General features: G+C 36.4%; 18 protein-coding genes. 1 reads left to right on the top strand and 17 read right to left on the bottom strand.

The window, feature by feature from the left end; all coding sequences use genetic code 11:
- Positions 1 to 29: 29 nt before the first annotated feature.
- From sdaAB to ACSBPO_RS07645, 3 genes are all read right to left on the bottom strand, one after another.
- Positions 30 to 692 (bottom strand): L-serine ammonia-lyase, iron-sulfur-dependent subunit beta, encoded by a 663-nt coding sequence (gene sdaAB / locus ACSBPO_RS07655; RefSeq protein WP_442599461.1) that lies wholly within the window; start codon positions 690 to 692, stop codon positions 30 to 32.
- 149 nt (positions 693 to 841) lie between these two features.
- A complete protein-coding gene (locus ACSBPO_RS07650; protein WP_442599460.1) occupies positions 842 to 2,524 on the bottom strand; it encodes a DAK2 domain-containing protein in 1,683 nt (560 codons plus the stop codon).
- Positions 2,525 to 2,677: 153 nt separating this feature from the next.
- Positions 2,678 to 3,040: an Asp23/Gls24 family envelope stress response protein gene (locus ACSBPO_RS07645; RefSeq protein WP_442599459.1), complete on the bottom strand. Its 363-nt coding sequence runs from the start codon at positions 3,038 to 3,040 to the stop codon at positions 2,678 to 2,680.
- A 304-nt stretch (positions 3,041 to 3,344) separates the two neighbouring features.
- On the opposite strand from ACSBPO_RS07645, the gene rpmB reads away from it, so the two are divergent.
- Positions 3,345 to 3,533 (top strand): 50S ribosomal protein L28, encoded by a 189-nt coding sequence (rpmB, locus tag ACSBPO_RS07640; protein ID WP_230495715.1) that lies wholly within the window; start codon positions 3,345 to 3,347, stop codon positions 3,531 to 3,533.
- A 140-nt stretch (positions 3,534 to 3,673) separates the two neighbouring features.
- On the opposite strand, the gene spoVM is transcribed toward rpmB, so the two are convergent.
- From spoVM to gmk, 14 genes are all read right to left on the bottom strand, one after another.
- Entirely contained in the window at positions 3,674 to 3,754 is an 81-nt protein-coding gene (spoVM, locus tag ACSBPO_RS07635; protein WP_090758061.1) for a stage V sporulation protein SpoVM, read from the bottom strand.
- A gap of 94 nt (positions 3,755 to 3,848) precedes the next feature.
- Complete coding sequence (locus ACSBPO_RS07630; RefSeq protein WP_442599458.1) at positions 3,849 to 4,490, bottom strand: thiamine diphosphokinase; 642 nt, start codon at positions 4,488 to 4,490, stop codon at positions 3,849 to 3,851.
- A 58-nt stretch (positions 4,491 to 4,548) separates the two neighbouring features.
- Positions 4,549 to 5,193: a ribulose-phosphate 3-epimerase gene (rpe, locus tag ACSBPO_RS07625; protein ID WP_442599457.1), complete on the bottom strand. Its 645-nt coding sequence runs from the start codon at positions 5,191 to 5,193 to the stop codon at positions 4,549 to 4,551.
- Between the two features lie 3 nt (positions 5,194 to 5,196).
- Positions 5,197 to 6,078 (bottom strand): ribosome small subunit-dependent GTPase A, encoded by an 882-nt coding sequence (gene rsgA, locus ACSBPO_RS07620; protein WP_442599456.1) that lies wholly within the window; start codon positions 6,076 to 6,078, stop codon positions 5,197 to 5,199.
- Positions 6,079 to 6,096: 18 nt separating this feature from the next.
- The gene (gene pknB / locus ACSBPO_RS07615; protein ID WP_442599455.1) at positions 6,097 to 8,052 is read right to left on the bottom strand and encodes a Stk1 family PASTA domain-containing Ser/Thr kinase; all 1,956 of its coding nucleotides are present in this window, start codon (positions 8,050 to 8,052) and stop codon (positions 6,097 to 6,099) included.
- Complete coding sequence (locus tag ACSBPO_RS07610; protein WP_442599454.1) at positions 8,049 to 8,807, bottom strand: Stp1/IreP family PP2C-type Ser/Thr phosphatase; 759 nt, start codon at positions 8,805 to 8,807, stop codon at positions 8,049 to 8,051. The genes pknB and ACSBPO_RS07610 overlap by 4 nt, the downstream gene beginning before the upstream one ends.
- 4 nt (positions 8,808 to 8,811) lie before the next feature.
- A complete protein-coding gene (gene rlmN / locus ACSBPO_RS07605; protein ID WP_442599453.1) occupies positions 8,812 to 9,894 on the bottom strand; it encodes a 23S rRNA (adenine(2503)-C(2))-methyltransferase RlmN in 1,083 nt (360 codons plus the stop codon).
- Between the two features lie 2 nt (positions 9,895 to 9,896).
- Positions 9,897 to 11,246, bottom strand: a complete 1,350-nt coding sequence (gene rsmB / locus ACSBPO_RS07600; RefSeq protein WP_442599452.1) for a 16S rRNA (cytosine(967)-C(5))-methyltransferase RsmB — start codon at positions 11,244 to 11,246, stop codon at positions 9,897 to 9,899.
- Positions 11,243 to 12,190 carry a methionyl-tRNA formyltransferase gene (fmt, locus tag ACSBPO_RS07595; protein ID WP_442599451.1) on the bottom strand — a complete coding sequence of 316 codons (948 nt, stop codon included), beginning with the start codon at positions 12,188 to 12,190 and terminating at the stop codon, positions 11,243 to 11,245. Before fmt ends, rsmB begins: the two co-directional genes overlap by 4 nt.
- Positions 12,187 to 12,672: a peptide deformylase gene (gene def / locus ACSBPO_RS07590; protein WP_442599450.1), complete on the bottom strand. Its 486-nt coding sequence runs from the start codon at positions 12,670 to 12,672 to the stop codon at positions 12,187 to 12,189. The genes fmt and def overlap by 4 nt, the downstream gene beginning before the upstream one ends.
- Before the next feature lie 130 nt (positions 12,673 to 12,802).
- Entirely contained in the window at positions 12,803 to 15,217 is a 2,415-nt protein-coding gene (gene priA, locus ACSBPO_RS07585) for a primosomal protein N' (protein ID WP_442599449.1), read from the bottom strand.
- Positions 15,214 to 16,425, bottom strand: coding sequence for a bifunctional phosphopantothenoylcysteine decarboxylase/phosphopantothenate--cysteine ligase CoaBC (coaBC, locus tag ACSBPO_RS07580; RefSeq protein ID WP_442599448.1), 1,212 nt, complete (start codon positions 16,423 to 16,425; stop codon positions 15,214 to 15,216). The genes priA and coaBC overlap by 4 nt, the downstream gene beginning before the upstream one ends.
- Positions 16,426 to 16,584: 159 nt before the next feature.
- The gene (rpoZ, locus tag ACSBPO_RS07575; RefSeq protein ID WP_442599447.1) at positions 16,585 to 16,797 is read right to left on the bottom strand and encodes a DNA-directed RNA polymerase subunit omega; all 213 of its coding nucleotides are present in this window, start codon (positions 16,795 to 16,797) and stop codon (positions 16,585 to 16,587) included.
- The gene (gene gmk / locus ACSBPO_RS07570) at positions 16,797 to 17,414 is read right to left on the bottom strand and encodes a guanylate kinase (RefSeq protein WP_442599446.1); all 618 of its coding nucleotides are present in this window, start codon (positions 17,412 to 17,414) and stop codon (positions 16,797 to 16,799) included. Before gmk ends, rpoZ begins: the two co-directional genes overlap by 1 nt.
- Positions 17,415 to 17,417 lie beyond the last annotated feature (3 nt).

The raw sequence follows: 17,417 nt of genomic DNA, 5'->3' as shown, positions 1-17,417 counted from the left end.
GATATGATTACGCTTTCAACTTTTTATGCTTAATCAACTATTTTCGTAACCTTTAAGATATTTGGTAATTTTTCAATTTCATGAAGAACTTCATCTTCGATATTATGATCTACTTCAATAGTCATAAGTGCGAGCTTTCCGACTTCTTTACGCGATACTTCCATATGCCCAATATTAATTTCATAATTTGCCAAGATGGATGCTACATTAGCAATAGCACCAAAACGATCATTATGAACCACAAGAATAGCAGGGTGATGACCGGAAAGTTTTAATTTAAAACCATTTAACTCGGTAATTTCTATTTTCCCGCCACCAATGGATATTCCCACTAGCTCAAGTTCACCATTTTCATCTCCAATAAACACTCTTGCTGTGTTTGGATGTTCTGGAATGGCATCTTCCTCAATAAAGCTAACCTTCATCCCTTTATCATTGGCTATTTCTAAAGCTTGAATAATTCGTTGGTCATCAGTATCATAATCTAGTATTCCACCAATTAAAGCTACGTCTGTTCCATGTCCCTTATACGTTTCGGCAAAAGAACCATATAAGGAGATGGTTGCCCACTTTGGTTCACGCCCAAATAGATTTCTGGCTACTCTTCCAATTCGAGCAGCCCCTGCAGTATGAGAACTGGATGGTCCAATCATAATTGGACCTATAATATCAAATACACTTTTATACTTCAAAGGTTTCTCCCCCCTATGTCACGCTCTCAAAATAATATATATCTATAGTAATTATATTAAAAATATATACTGTTTGACTCCCTTTTTAAATGAATTCCCTAAATTTACATAAAAAATAGAAGGGAATCCCCTTCTATTTTAACCATTCTCTATTCAATTGCAAAGATAAAAGAATATAAAGGCTGCATACCATTATGAACTTCTACTTCAACATCTTTATACTGTTCCTCGATAAAAGCAACGATTTCTTCAACTTCTTCATCACTAGTATCTTCACCTTGTAAGATGGTTAATATTTCAGAATCCTCGTCCATCATATTAATGAGAAGATCTTTAGCAGCTTGTAATTTATTTTTATTCTTTACAGTGATTTTTCCATCGTTAATTCCCATAAAGTCATCTTTTTCAATCGTTAGGCCTTCAATGCTTGTATCTCTCACTGCAAAAGTAATTTGACCGGTCTTTACGTGCTTTAATGCCTCGCTCATTGCTTCCTCGTTTGCTGGAAGATCAGCAGTTGGATTAAATGCCAATAAAGCTGTCATACCTTGTGGAACTGTTTTGGATGGGATTACAACTACATCCTCATCTGTAACATCCGCTGCCTGTTGTGCAGCCATAATAATATTTTTGTTATTAGGCAGAATGATGACTTTCTTCGCATTTACTTCTTTAATGGCTTTTACAATGTCCTCTGTACTAGGATTCATTGTTTGGCCACCTTCAATAACAGCATGAGCTCCAATGCTACGGAATAAGTCGGCAATTCCTTTACCCATTGAAACTGTAACAATGCCGTACTCTTGTTTTTCAACTTTAGCAGCCGGCTTTTCCATTACTGGAGTATGAGAAGTGTCTCCGACAATATTCGTATGCTGTTGGCGCATATTTTCAATCTTAATATTGATTAAACTTCCATATTTTTGACCATAACCTAAACATGTACCTGGTTGTTCAGAATGAATATGAACCTTCACAACATCCTGATCAGAAATAACTAATAATGAATCACCAAATTGACTTAAGTCTTGACGGAAGTTTTCTTCAGAAAACGGTTGATTAGACAACTTTTCATCCTCAAATTTAACCATAAATTCAGTACAATAGCCAAATTCGATATCTGCTGTATTAATGTGACCTTGAACTGCCTTATGATGTTCTGCACTTACAAGATCGTCAATACTTGAAACAAAAGAAGCAACTTCCGGTAAGCTTTCTCCTTTTAAAACAGACAGAAACCCTTCATAAACTAAAACTAACCCTTGTCCACCACTGTCCACTACTCCAACTTCTTTTAATACTGGTAATAAATCTGGAGTACGATTTAAGGATGCCTTAGCTTCCTTTAATACTTCCTCCATAATTTTAATGAGATCTGTTTCCTTTTTAGCAGCTTGAACACCTTTTTTGGCAGAATCTTTTGCAACCGTTAAAATAGTACCTTCAACAGGTTTCATAACAGCTTTATAAGCTGTTTCAACTCCTAATTCAAGAGCCCCAGCAAATTCCTTCCCATTAATTTCAGCCTTCTGTTCGATTGCTTTGGAGAAGCCACGAAATAATTGGGATAAAATCACTCCAGAGTTTCCACGAGCTCCCATTAATAAACCTTTAGATAAAGCAATACCAACTTTACCAATATGATCTTGGATGTTATTTTTAACTTCCTTTGCCCCTGATGTCATTGATAAGTTCATGTTGGTACCAGTATCGCCATCAGGCACCGGAAAAACGTTAAGAGCATCTACCATTTTTGCGTTGGCAGAAAGGTGATTAGCACCTTGAATCACCATTTCAGCAAAACGTTTTCCATCTAATGCTGTAATTGACACAAATCTTTCCTCCCTTATTAGGTTCGTTTACTACGAACATAAGGTTCGTGTTTCATAAACTAAACGGTCATCACAATAGTTACGTCGGTACCGTTCTAGTTTATAAAATCACGAACAACAATGCTCTGCCAGAGCTAATTAGTTCCTTAGAACTTACGGGTTTGTTACGCGAACTCCCTGAACAAAAATGTTAACAGAGTCAACGGCAAGTCCGACTGTTTTGTCAAGCGTATATTTCACCTTGGATTGCACATTATGAGCGACTTCAGAAATTTTTGTCCCATAACTAACAATGATATACATATCAATATGTACTTCTTCATTTTCTTGACGAACTATCACGCCGCGTGTGAAATTCTCTCTTCTCAGAATTTCAGTAAGACCATCTCTTAATTGATTTTTTGAGGCCATACCAATGATTCCATAACAATCTACAGCTGCACCACCTGCAATGGTTGCAATTACTTCATTAGAAATATCAATCTGGCCATAATTCGTTTTCATTTCGATGGACATGAGTCGTTCCCCCTTTGGAAAATTGCTCCTTGACTACACACATTTTACTATATGATTAGGATTTTTAAAAGTCATACTTGCCCTAGTATATATAGAGCCGTAAATTAAATTGAATGTCAAGGGATTTTTCTTGAAAGCTTTCTTGTACAACTATTGCATTCAAAGAAGTTGTATGATAAATTATTAAAGTATGTTTTAGTAAGAAAAACATCTTTGATTTGTTTTTCTAATAATAACAGATTGCAAAATTTTAAAGTTAAGCATGAAAGAAATTTCAGCTTTTGATCGTAAGGAGGGAAATAATATGCCACGTAAATGTGTTGTAACTGGTAAAAAGACTCGTTCTGGTAACGCTCGTTCCCACGCTATGAACGCAACTAAGCGTACATGGGGTGCTAACCTTCAAAAAGTACGTATTCTTGTTGATGGAAAACCTAAGCGTGTTTGGGTTTCTACAAGAGCGCTACGTTCAGGTAAAGTTGAGCGCGTATAATTTTACATTTGTTTTTAGGACATCCTCTTTGGGTGTCCTTTTTATTTTTACCTTAATTCATTAAAAATAAAAGCACCCTTTTTAGGGTGCTTTTATTCCTTAGGGTTGTCTGTCTAATCTAAACCCAGGTTTCTTAAGTTTTATTCCTTTTTAAACGCACCAATCATTGCTCGGACAAGTCCACCCAAAAATTTCGGTAGTTTAATCGTATAAAACTTCATATTGTCCCTCCTCACCATCATCACACAAGCCAATTTGATTAACACCCTTATCATCTTATTCAAAAAAAGCAAATAAGTACTTGTAAAACTGCTATTAATCCTGACTTCTTATTACTATTAATATGCCGCTTAAAAAAGAATAAGTACCATAATCAGCAATAAGTTCATTACTAATACATAGTGTGGAACCGATAGAAATATTCCTATCATTTAAAGAATATTTAAATCCTTCAAGTGATAATTTTTCAATTGTCTGGTTAAACGGTAGGAATGATATATAATTTTTGTTAAGTAGTTTTGGTAGAGTATATGTACCTGGTGGTTTTAAATACATAATATTTTTTTTATCAATAATAGAAATAGGGTATTCCTTTTCTATACCCTTAGATAATAATTGTACATTAGCAATAAAGTGATCTAACCTACCACCGGTTGCTCCAAAAATTCTTATTTCATCTGGATTTTCAGCTAAGGCAGCATTTAGGGCAAGCTCCATATCCGTTTCATCCTTCTCAGGAATGAATTTATAAAGGTGCTTTACTTCTTTTTCCACTTTCTCTAATTCTCCATGAGATATGGAGTCAAAATCCCCAAACGCATAAGTTGGTTTTATCCCCCTAGTAAGAAGAGTGTAAACTCCCTTATCTACTCCAACCCAAATACAATTCTCAACATCATATTCATATAAATCTGGCAAATGGTCAACTGGTCCACCCGCAAGAATATTTATTATCATGACAACAAACACCTCCCTAGAAAAAAAGGCTAACCTCTAGGTTAGCCAAAAAACAACTTTAAGGTTTTAGAGCAGCGATAGCCTTTGCTCGATCGTGTTGATTGTAAATCGCGGATCCAGCAACTAAAACAGTCGCTCCAGCTTCAATACATAGCTTAGCTGTTTTTTCATTTACACCGCCATCAATTTCTATTTCCACATTTAACCCTTTTTCATCAATCATATTTTTCAAGGTTTTAATTTTTGTTAATACTTCAGGAATGAAGGCCTGGCCGCCAAATCCAGGATTAACAGACATTAATAAAACCATATCTACGTCATGAATGACATGTTGGATGGATTCTACAGGAGTAGCTGGATTTAATACAACTCCAGCTTTCACTCCAAATGATTTAATAAAATGGATGGTGCGATGTAAATGACGACAAGCTTCTACATGAACCGTTAAGTAATCAGCACCAGCCTTGGCAAATGCTTCAATATATTGATCAGGATTTTCTATCATTAAATGGACGTCCAACGGTAACTTTGTAACAGGTCTAATTGCCTCTACGATAAGAGGTCCAATTGTAATATTAGGAACAAAATGTCCATCCATTACATCCACATGAATATAATCTGCTCCAGCTTTTTCAACATCATTTATTTCTTCTCCAAGCTTGGAAAAATTTGCTGATAGAATGGATGGTGCAATTTTAACCATACCTTAATACCTCGGCTTTCTCTCTCTTATTTCTTGGATAAAATCCTTGTAATCCGAATATCGATATTCAGGAATAGAACCTTCTTCAACTCCCATTTTAACAGCACATTTAGGTTCGGCTAAATGTAAACATCCCCTAAATTTACAATTTTCACTAGCCCTTTGAAATTCAGGAAAACAAAAGTTTAATTCCTCCTGCTCAATTTCAAGAAACTCTAGCGAACTAAAACCTGGAGTATCTGCTACTAACCCATTTCCAACTTTGATTAACTCTACATGTCGTGTCGTATGCTTTCCACGTCCTAAATGGGAAGAAATATTATCCGTTTTTAAATCTAAATCGGGCTTTAATGCATTTAACAATGACGACTTTCCTACGCCTGATTGTCCAGCGAAAACAGATATTTTCCCTTCTAGGTGAGGGTAAAGTTCCTCAAGTCCCGCTTCGGTTTCAGAAGAGGTAAGGATCACTTCATAGCCTATATTTCGGTAATCCATTGAATATCGCTTTATTTGTTCACGGTCATTTTCATTAGTTAAATCCATCTTGGTAATGACGATGACTGGTTGAATATTATTATACTCTACTAAAACAAGAAAGCGATTTAATAACGCTGTGCTGAAGGAAGGCTCAACTGCAGAAAATATCAGTAAAGCTTGATCAACATTTGCTATTGGCGGACGAAGCAACTCATTTTTTCGCTCTTTAACTTCTAGTATATAGCCTTCACTATCATTTTCAGCTTGATAAACAACCTCATCACCAACAAGAGGTGTAACTTTATTTTTTCTGAAAACTCCACGTCCTCGACACTGTACGATTCCCTCTTCACTCATAACATAATAAAATCCGCTTAATGCTTTAAGAATCTTTCCTTCAGGCATAGCAACGCTCCTTGTTTCTTATTCTTCAGGATAATCCTCTACTTTATCAAGAATAACTACATCATCTCTAACCACTTTATATCCTGCTTTTTTCCCATAAGGTATATCAAGCTCAATGGTTCTTGTTGTCGTTTCCATAATTGGGAAGGTTTCGTACGGTACTGTCATATTTCTTGTCATATCTTCAATATAAATTCGTACGTCCTGTGCTTGACCATCGACCAATGGTTCGTAAGGAATTGTAATATCAACTGTTACTCTCTTTGGTGGAATTTCTTCCTTCCCTTTTGAGAGAACAACGACTACAGTATCCCCTTCTTTGAGCTTTGTTCCCGGTTGCGGATCCTGTTTAATTACCGTACCTTCGGGAATGGTCTCATGGAATTCTTCTTTACTCATGTCTATATTTAGTCCAAAGGATTGAGCGTAATCCTCCACACCTTTGACATTTAAGCCAGATAAATCTTTTAACGTAATTAATTCTGGACCTTTACTTACTGTAAATTCTAAATTCGTTTCATCAGGGACCACTTGATCTCCAGCCGAAGGTGATTGCTCCAATATAGTTCCCGGTTCACTGGAATCGTACACTTCATTTTTATCAATATCCTTAAAATTTTGGTTATCTAGTAATTGGACAACCTCATCGTATTGTCTACCAACATAATCCGATAACTCAAAGGTCTCTTTACCTTTACTGATATAAATGTCAATGGTATAACCCTCTTTTACAGTCTTTCCTGCCTTTGGATTTGTTTTAATGACATGCCCATCCTGAACCTCATCATTGTTTATCATGATTTCTTCACCGATTTTAAAGCCAGCTTCCTCTAGCTCCATTTTAGCTTCTCGGAAATCTTGGTTACTAACATCCGGGACTTCTACTTCATCAGGACCTAGTAACGAAGGTAAAACAGTCACAGTAAAAAGACCAAGTAACATTAAAGTAATTAAAGTGATTGCCACAACAATTGGCCATTTTCTTCGTTTTTTCTTTATTGGATTATACTTTTGCTCATCCGCGACATGATTATGTTTACTTGCTACTATCGTTTCATCCAAATTTTTAAAGGGGCGATCATTCGTAATAACAGGAATTGCTTTTGTCGCCTCATCATCTATAGGAATAGCAAATTTCTCTTCATGTAATCGCTCTGGATCTAGTGCCGTTATTAAATCCTCTTCCATCTCTTCTGCGCTATTATAGCGATGGAACGGGTCTTTTGCTGTTGCCTTCAAAACAATATTTTCCACACTTTGAGGAATAGTAGGATTCCATCGCTTCGGTGAAGGAGTCTCCGATTGTAAGTGTTTCAACGCAATCGAAACGGCAGATTCTCCTGAAAAGGGCAATCTGCCTGTTAACATTTCAAAAAGGACAATCCCCAACGAGTAAATATCGGATTTTTTATTAGCCGTGCCGCCTCTAGCCTGTTCAGGTGATAAATAGTGAACTGAGCCTAAGACAGAATTAGTCTGGGTAATACTAGTTGCACTTAAGGCCATTGCTATACCAAAATCAGTAATTTTAACATTTCCTTTTCGGTCTATTAATATATTATGTGGTTTAATATCTCGGTGAACAATATGGTTTTGATGGGCATGGGATATAGCAGATGTAAGCTGCTTCATAATTTCAAGAGCTTCATCTACCTTTAATGGAGCATGCTGCTGTATGTATTGTTTTAGTGTTTGCCCATCCACAAATTCCATTACGATATAATAAAGCCCATCTTCTTCTCCAACGTCAAATATATTGACAATGTTAGGATGTGCAAGACTTGTAGCAGATTGAGCTTCTCGATGAAATCTACGAATAAACTCTTCATCATTGGCAAAATCTAATCTTAGCATTTTTATTGCTACATCACGGTCTAAAATCATGTCATGTGCTAAATAGACATTAGCCATGCCGCCGCCGCCAATCATATCAATAATTTTGTAACGGCCACTAATTCTTTTTCCATTAATCATGATTGATCACCTGCTCCTTCAGAAGCAGAATGTTTCACAAGACACAAGGTAATATTGTCTTCGCCACCATACTGGTTAGCTAATCCGATAAGAGTCTCTGCATTTTGTTCTAAAGATTCCCTATTCGTTAAAATGTCAACCATCTCTTTTTCGTTGACTTTGTTGGATAACCCATCTGAACAAATCAGTAAGATATCTCCCTCTTCAAAAATCACAGTAATAATGTCAATTTCTACTTGTTGTTCCGTACCAAGTGCTCTTAAAATGACATTTTTTCTAGGATGATTTTCTGCATCTTCTTTTGAAATTTGACCAGTCCGAACTAGTTCATAGACTAGAGAATGATCTTCAGTTAGTTGCTTATAACCTGATTCATTTAATAAGTAACATCTACTATCGCCGATATGTGCTAAGGTTACAAAATTGTTGGTGCAAATAGCTGCAATGATTGTGGTTCCCATTCCATCACATTCAGTATGAATATTGGCATGTTGGAATAATTGTCGATTAACCTCATTTACTCTTAGTTTCAGCCATTCCTCTGCTTGCTCGGCAGTTTGAATATTTTCTGACTCCTCCCAAGATTTTTGAAGTAAATCAATCGTCATTTGGCTAGCTACATCTCCCGCACGATGACCGCCCATGCCATCAGCTACGATAGCAAGGCGGTTATGGTCGCGGTTTATAAAAATGCCGCCATTATCCTCATTATGAAGGCGAACTTTCCCTGGATCTGTTTTAAAGATTGATTTCATCCTTTCACCTCGTCTCCTCTTGCCGCTCCTTTGCACGAAGTTGTCCACATGCTGCATCTATATCATGACCGTGCTCGCGTCTAATAGTTACATTGACCCCATGATCCTTTAATGTTTTTTCAAAAGCAAAAATTTGATCTCTTGGTGTACGAACATAATCGCGTTCTGGAACATAATTTACTGGGATTAAATTCACATGACATTTTATCCCTTTTAAAAGTTTAGCTAATTCCTCGGCATGTTCAACCTGATCATTTACCCCACCAAATAAACCATATTCAAAACTAATACGTCGACCTGTTTTATTTATATAGTAACGTACAGCTTTCATAAGTTCTGGAAGACTATATGCTTTATTTATAGGCATTAAACGTGTTCTTAATTCTGTATTCGGTGCGTGAAGAGATATGGCGAAATTAATTTGAGTATCTTCATCAGCAAATTGGTATATCTTTGGAACAATACCACTAGTAGAAACGGTAATATGACGCGCTCCTATGTTAAGTCCTTGGTCATGGTTGATAATTTTTAAAAATGATAACATATTATCATAATTATCAAATGGCTCCCCAATCCCCATTATAACAACTGAACTAACTCTTTCATCTGTTTCATCTAATACCTGTTGTACATTTACAACCTGTGCAACGATTTCACCTGCTTCAAGATGCCTTTTTAAACCGCCAAGCGTAGATGCACAGAATGTACAGCCAATACGACAGCCAACCTGGGTAGTCACACAAACGGAGTTTCCATAGTCATGACGCATCAAAACGGTTTCAATCGAATAACCATCATGTAATTCAAATAAAAACTTAATGGTACCATCCGAAGATGTTTGTTGGATTATCGTTTTTAAAGTCGTAAGGGTAAAATGAGCCTGCAGCTTTTCCCTTAAGCCTTTTGCTAGATTTGACATATCTTCAAATGAAGTGACTCTTTTTTTATAGAGCCAATCAAAAATCTGCTCAGCCCTAAATGCTTTCTCATCATTTTCTTTTAACCAATTTTTTAATTCCTCTAACTGTAGAGAATAGATGGAAGGTTTGGTTTCTACCTTTGTTGTTACATTCGTTGTTGTTTCCATCACTACACCTTCTTTCTAAGACAAGCAATATAAAATCCATCAGAGCCAAAATCCTGTGGGAAAATTTGCAGGTCATAACTTTGTATAAGTGGTTGTATTGGTTCTGGCATTCGTTCTTTCCAGCCAACATCCCCGACAAACTCTTGATTCTGACTTAAAAACATTTGCACTACTTCTTCATTTTCTTTTTGATCCACGGTACAGGTACTATAAACAAGAATACCATCTTTCTTCACTAAAGGGGAAACTGCTTTTAATAAATCTAGCTGAATCGATTGTAGCCTATTTAAGTCCTCTTCTTTTTTTGTGTATTTCATATCTGGCTTTCTTCTCATGACACCTAGTCCTGAGCAAGGAGCATCTAATAAGATACGATCAAAAGTTTCCCTATCAAATTGTTCTGCTATTTTCCGGCTATCTAGAGCCTTAGCTTGGATATTTGCTAACTGAAGCCGGGTTGCATTTTGTTGAATAAGTTTTACCTTATGGTCATGTAAATCCATAGAATAAACCGTGCCAGTTCCTGAAAGTTTCTCTGCTATATGTGTAGATTTCCCACCTGGTGCAGCACAAGCATCGAGAATGGTTTCGTTTTCGGTTATTCCTAGTGCATATGCCACTAACATAGAACTTTCGTCTTGTATCGTTAAATATCCTTCCTTAAAGGCACGTGAAGATGCTAAATTTCCTTTTAAGCAATGTATAGATTCCAAAAGGATAGCACTAGGTTCTACTAAAAACCCTTCTTGTTTAAGCTTTTCCAAACATTCTTCTCGTGAAATCAGCGTCTTGTTAACACGAGCAGTTTGTTTAGGGGCAACTAGATTTAATTCACACATTGCCTTTGTTTTGTCTAAGCCAAATTGTGATACCCAACGATTAACTAGCCAAAGTGGGTGACTCGTCTCAATCGAAATGCGTTCAACTGGGTCCCCAATGGTTTCTAGAGATGGGAGACCTTCTCGCTGAATACTTCTTAGTATCCCATTCACCATACTTGAAATCCCTTTATGACCTCTTTTCTTGGCGATTTCAACGGCTTCAAAAATAGCAGCTCGATCAGGAATTTTATCCAAGTAGACCATTTGATAGAGAGTAAGTCTTAATAATTGACGCACCCATTTTTCAATTTTTTTTCGGCCATCAAGGAATGGTGTTAAATAAAAGTCAAGAGACAGCTGTCTTTGTAAAACACCATAAATCAATTCCGTTAATAGGCCAATATCGCGTTCAGGTACTTTATTTTTCTTTATCGCATCGTTTAAAAGGAGATTGCTATACGATTGGTTTTTCTCAATAGTCTCAAGTATTTCTAAGGCTGTTTCTCGGACATTCTTCAGCATTTTCGTCATATTTTTTGCCCCAATTTGTTGCCAAGAATATGATTATTTGCACCTCTTAAAAATTGTTCACCTGTCATTTTCTTTTTTCCAGCAGGCTGAAGTTCTGTAATTTTTATAGCCGTCTTATTTCCAGTTTGTACAACCATACCATCGTCCTCTAAACTAATAATGGTTCCAGGTTCAGCATCTATTTCCGTGGGATATTTTTCTCCCCACCAAACTTTCATTACAGCACCATCTAATTCTGTATAAGCAACTGGCCATGGATTTAAGCCTCTAATATGGTTATAAATTTCCTCACCCGTTTTTGACCAATCGATTCTTTCCTGTTCACGTTTAATATTAGGTGCAAAGGTTGCTGCTTCATCATTTTGAGGTATCGGGTTAATTTCTCCTTTTAAAAGCTTCGGCAAGGTCTCTGATAATAGATTTGAACCTGCAATGCTTAACTTTTCATGAAGGGTACCCACTGTATCTTTTTCCTCAATCGGTACCTCTACAGTAGTTAAAATATCACCAGCGTCTAATTTTTCTGCCATATACATAATCGTAATTCCTGTCTTTTCTTTCCCTTGAAGAATGGAAAAATGAATAGGAGCTCCACCTCTTAATTCAGGTAACAAGGAAGCATGAACATTGATACAGCCAAATTTTGGGGCATCTAAAAGTACCTTAGGTAATATCTGACCGAATGCTGCAGTTACAATTAGATCAGGCCTTAAGGCAAGAATGGGTTCCAACTCTTCTTGTCGGCGAATTTTTTCAGGCTGAAAAACTGGTATTCCATGTTTTTCTGCTTCTACCTTTACAGGTGGGGGAGTCATGATTCTCTTCCGGCCAACAGGGCGATCAGGTTGGGTAACGACACCGATTACTTCATAGCCGTCTTCCAATATTCTCTTAAGGACAGGAACAGAGAAATCTGGAGTTCCCATAAAAACAATCTTAGTCATTGCCCTTCCACTCCTTCCAATTCTTCTTCTGTAAGGTATCTTGATACTTTTGATGTAAATAGAATACCGTTCAAATGATCAATTTCATGTTGAATGGCTCTTGCCATAAACTCTTCTGCTTCAAAAGTAAATAATTTTCCTTTTCGGTCCTGTGCTTTTACTTTTACTTTATAAGGCCTAGATACCTCTCCATATAGGTTAGGAAAGCTTAAACAGCCTTCTGGCCCAGATTGTTCCCCAGAAGTCTCTATTATTTCAGGATTAATCAATTCGATAGTACCATTCTCATCTCCAATATCCACAATGGCAATCTGTTTGTCTATCCCTATTTGTGGGGCAGCAAGTCCTACTCCATCAAATTCAATCATCGTATCATACATATCATTTAATAATTTCACTAATTTTTTATCAAATACCTCTACCTTTGAACATTTTGTTTCTAAAATATCAGCAGGGTACATTACTATTTTGCGTATAGCCAAAGTATTTCCTCCAAAAAATTGCATGTTATAATAATAGACTTTCCTTACTGTTGGAATGTCTTCTTTGTATTTCTCGCCATGAAAGCTCTTTACCATCATTTTTTACCATTATGGGGAGCTTCATAACCTTTTACATTAAGATAATTGGATTTAAATCAATGGAAATTTGTAAACCTGTTTTTATCATTTCTTGTTGGTATTGATCAAGAATGGTTTTTAGAGCATTGGTAAGAACTGGTTCATTTTTGTATTTTATCAAACATTGATACCGATATCTATTATTGATTCTTGGGATAGGAGAAGCAACAGGGCCTAAAACTATGGCGTTATTTGACAATTTTGAACGTAGATATTTCGTTACCTTTTCCGTAACAGAAACAACCTTCAGCAAATCCTCATGTGTAATGGTAAGTAGTGTTAGAAAATAAAACGGTGGATACCGCCGAATTTTTCTTATCATCATCTCTTGCTGATAAAATTGATCGTAATCTTGTTGGCCTGACAGCACCACACTGTAATGTTCAGGGGAGTAGGTTTGAATGACTACTTCTCCGGGTAATTCATGTCTGCCAGCTCTTCCGCTAACTTGAGTTAATAATTGGAATGTTTTTTCAGAAGAACGAAAATCAGGCAAGTGAAGCATCGTATCAGCAGTCAAAACACCAACAAGAGTAATATTAGGAAAATCAAGCCCCTTGGCAATCATTTGAGTTCCCAAAAGTATATCAGCTTTTCCTTCTTGAAATGCTTGAAGCAATTTTTCATGTGAACCTTTTCGACTCGTTGTATCTACATCCATTCGAATCACTCTAGCTTCAGGTAATACTTTTCCAAGCTCTTCTTCGACCTTCTGGGTACCTGTTCCAAAATAACGAATATGTTCACTCAAACAATCTGGGCAATTTTGGGGTACATGCTCTTCATGACCACAATAATGACATTTCATTAATTGCTGACTTCGATGGTAAGTTAAAGAAATTTCACAATGAGGGCAATTGACCACATAACCACAGTCACGGCAAATGACAAATGAGGAATACCCACGCTTATTTAAAAGCAAAACAATTTGTTGCCTTTTTTCAATTCGGTCCTGCATTTTTTCAAAGAGAGAAGTTGAGAACATGGATCGATTCCCTTTTTTTAATTCGTCTCTCATATCAACAATTTCAACTGCCGGAAGAGATCGATTATTCATCCTTGACGGTAAGGATAATAATTCATAAACTCCTTTTTGAGCACGTGCAAAGGATTCCAATGAAGGGGTCGCACTTCCAAGTACAACTGGACATTGAAAATATTCTGCCCGTTTAATAGCTACATCACGAGCATGGTAGCGAGGTGTTTCCTCTTGTTTATAGCTTGTTTCATGCTCTTCATCTATAATGATAATTCCAATATTTTCAAAGGGCGCAAAAATGGCTGATCTTGCCCCAACGACAACAGATACTTCCTTTTTATGAATCTTACGCCACTCATCATATTTTTCACCAGCTGATAACCCACTATGAAGAACGGCAACTTGATCCCCAAAACGTCCCTTGAATCGATTTACCATTTGTGGAGTTAACGAAATCTCAGGTACTAAAACGATTGCTTCTTTCCCTTGTTCTAGAACAGTTTGAATCGATTGTAAATAAATTTCAGTTTTCCCACTGCCAGTTACCCCATACAATAAAAAAACCTTATGCTGATTTATTAGAATCGTTTGTTGTATGGGCTCAATGACTTTCTGTTGACCTTCAGTTAGTTTTAAAGGTAAGGTCTTTTGAAACTGACGATTTTGATAGGGGTCTCGGTAAACCTCAACTTCTAGTTCCTCAAGTATTTTTTTATCTACTAGACTAGAAACGGTTGCCGAAGATATATGAAGTTCTTCTAACAATCTTCTTAACTCAACAGGTTCATGATGTTGAATAAAATAATCGATTACTTTAAGCTGTTTCTCTGCTCTTGCAGATATATTATTTTTTTGATTTTTTAACTCTTCAACAGATAGGATAGGCTTAATGTGTTTTAATCTCTTTTTTCTCACTTTAGCTTTTACTTCATAAACAACATCAATGGTCCCGTTTGCTGCTTCTTTTTGAACTTCCGACAAAATCCCCATTTTTATGGCATCTTCCCATGAAAGTTCTTTTCTATCCAAAAATAATTGTTGAAGAGGTAAAATTAGTTGTTGCGGATCTGCATTTTTTGATAACACAATATTCTTTTCATACTTTGCTTTTAGTGCTGCTGGGAGCATCGCCTGGAAAGCTGATATTTTATAACAGAGCGTGACATCCGATAACCAGTTTCCTAGGTTTAATAATTCCTCTGTTAAAACTGGATACAAATCCATTGGTTCAACAATTTCCCGTAACTTAGTGAAATCAGAATCGGATTTTACATCTACTACAAAGCCTTGAATTTTTCTTGGCCCAAATGGAACCACAATTCTCATCCCAGGTAGTATACTTCCGATATATTGGTCAGGGATCACATAATCAAAGGATTTATCTGTTTGATGTGCTGGTACATCCACAATTACACTAGCAATATTCATTGCCCTTCATCCTCTAATAATTTGCTTATTTCAGTTAATAGTTGTTGGGCTACTTCATTTTTTGAAAGTAAAGGTAAAGGGATCGATTCTCCATTTCTTTTATAAAAAGTGACAATGTTGGTATCGGTACCAAAACCCGCCCCTTCCTTGGTAACATTATTAGCGACAATCATATCTGCATTTTTCCGCGCTAATTTACCTTTTGCATACTCCTCAACATCATTAGTTTCTGCAGCAAACCCAACCAAGATTTGCTTCTCTTTCCTTTTCCCTAATTCAAATAAAATGTCCTTCGTTCTTTCAAGTTCAATCTTTTCATCACCTGATTGCTTTTTCATCTTACGATTATATTGTACTTTTGGACGATAATCCGAAACAGCCGCTGATTTAATGACAACCTGAACCTCTGAGAAACGATTTAGTACAGCATTGTACATTTCCTCGGCACTTTCAACAGAGATAAATTGGACATTCTGTGGTGGTGACAAATGCACAGGACCCGATACTAAAATAACTTCTGCCCCTAATTTCACTGCCTCTTCGGCAACGGCGTATCCCATCTTCCCACTAGAATGATTAGTTATATAACGAACGGGATCAATTTTTTCTTTAGTTGGCCCGGCTGTAATTAGAATCTTTATACCTTTTAAAGATTTTGTACTTTGTGTATGAAAAAATTGAGAGAGACTCTCCACTATTTTTTCCGGTTCTTCCAAGCGTCCTTTGCCAACATACCCACAAGCTAAAAATCCTTCACTTGGTTCAATGAATTTGTAACCCATATCAGACAGGGTTTTAATGTTCTTTTTTACTGCTGGATGATCATACATATGAACATTCATAGCAGGCGCAAGCCAAATAGGAGCAGTTGTTGCCAATAATGTTGTCGTTAACATATCATCTGCTAATCCATTTGCTAATTTACCTATCGTGTTTGCTGTTGCAGGAGCAATTATCACCATGTCGGCCCAATCGGCTAAATCTATGTGTGCAATAACCTGGGGATTATGCTCCTCAAAGGTATCCGTATAAACAAAATTGCGAGACAAAGCTTGAAAGCTTAAGGGGGTAACAAATTTAGCAGCTGACTTACTTAAAATTACTTTTACATTTGCACCTGCCTGTACTAATTTACTTGTTAAAGCTACTGCCTTATATACCGCAATTCCTCCAGTAACACAGAGTAAGATATTTTTATTCGTTAGCATGTGTAAACCCCCATAAAATAAAAAGATAGACGATTCTAATTTATCTTTATTATGCAAGAAGAACTCAAAAATTTCATCTCTTAGGAGTGTTATTATGATTAAAAAACAAAAATAACAACCTATGGAAGTAGGTTGTTATCAAGATGGCTAATTTTGAGACTACTCGCTAATTTTATCTGAATTTTTCTTCACTATTAACTCGTCAGCATAAATTTCTTCAAGAGCTTTTCCAACATATTTGTAGGATACATATTTTGAAAGTCTTGGACTTTCACCTAATTGCATTTTTCTTGCACGTCTAGCAGCTACAGAAACAAGAGAGTATTTAGAATCAATTTTCGTTAATAAGGAATCGATAGAAGGATATAACATTATAATTCAACCTCCAGTAATTTTTTGTATCGGTGTTCTACCCGCTCACGGCGACAGTGTTCAGCTTTAATAATAGCCATTATTCTTTCAGCAGCAAGCTCTACTTGATCATTTTCTACGATATAATCATATAAGTCCATCATTTCGATTTCTTCTCTTGCGGTAAGCAATCGATTAGTGATCAAGTCATCTGTTTCTGTACCTCGAGTAACAATTCGATTTTTTAATTCACCTAAGCTAGGTGGCATTAGAAAAATGAATAAACCTTCAGGAAACTTTTCCCTTACTTGCCTTGCACCTTTTACTTCTATTTCTAAGAAGACATCTTTTCCAGAATCCAATGTTTGTCTCACATAATCCACTGGAGTGCCATAATAATTCCCAACAAATTCTGCATATTCTAGTAATTTATCCTGCTTAATTAATTCTTCAAATTCTTCTCTTGATTTAAAAAAATAATCAACTCCATTGACCTCACCCTCACGTGGAGAACGAGTTGTCATGGATATAGAATATTCAAATTCAGTTTCAGGCTGAGAAAATATCGTTTTTCGAACTGTACCTTTACCCACACCAGATGGTCCTGATAACACAATTAATAAACCTTTTTCCTGCATTAA

Source organism: Neobacillus sp. D3-1R (assembly GCF_052180215.1).
Classification (GTDB): Bacteria; Bacillota; Bacilli; order Bacillales; family Cytobacillaceae; genus Pseudoneobacillus.
This window is presented reverse-complemented; position numbering and strand designations above follow the sequence as displayed.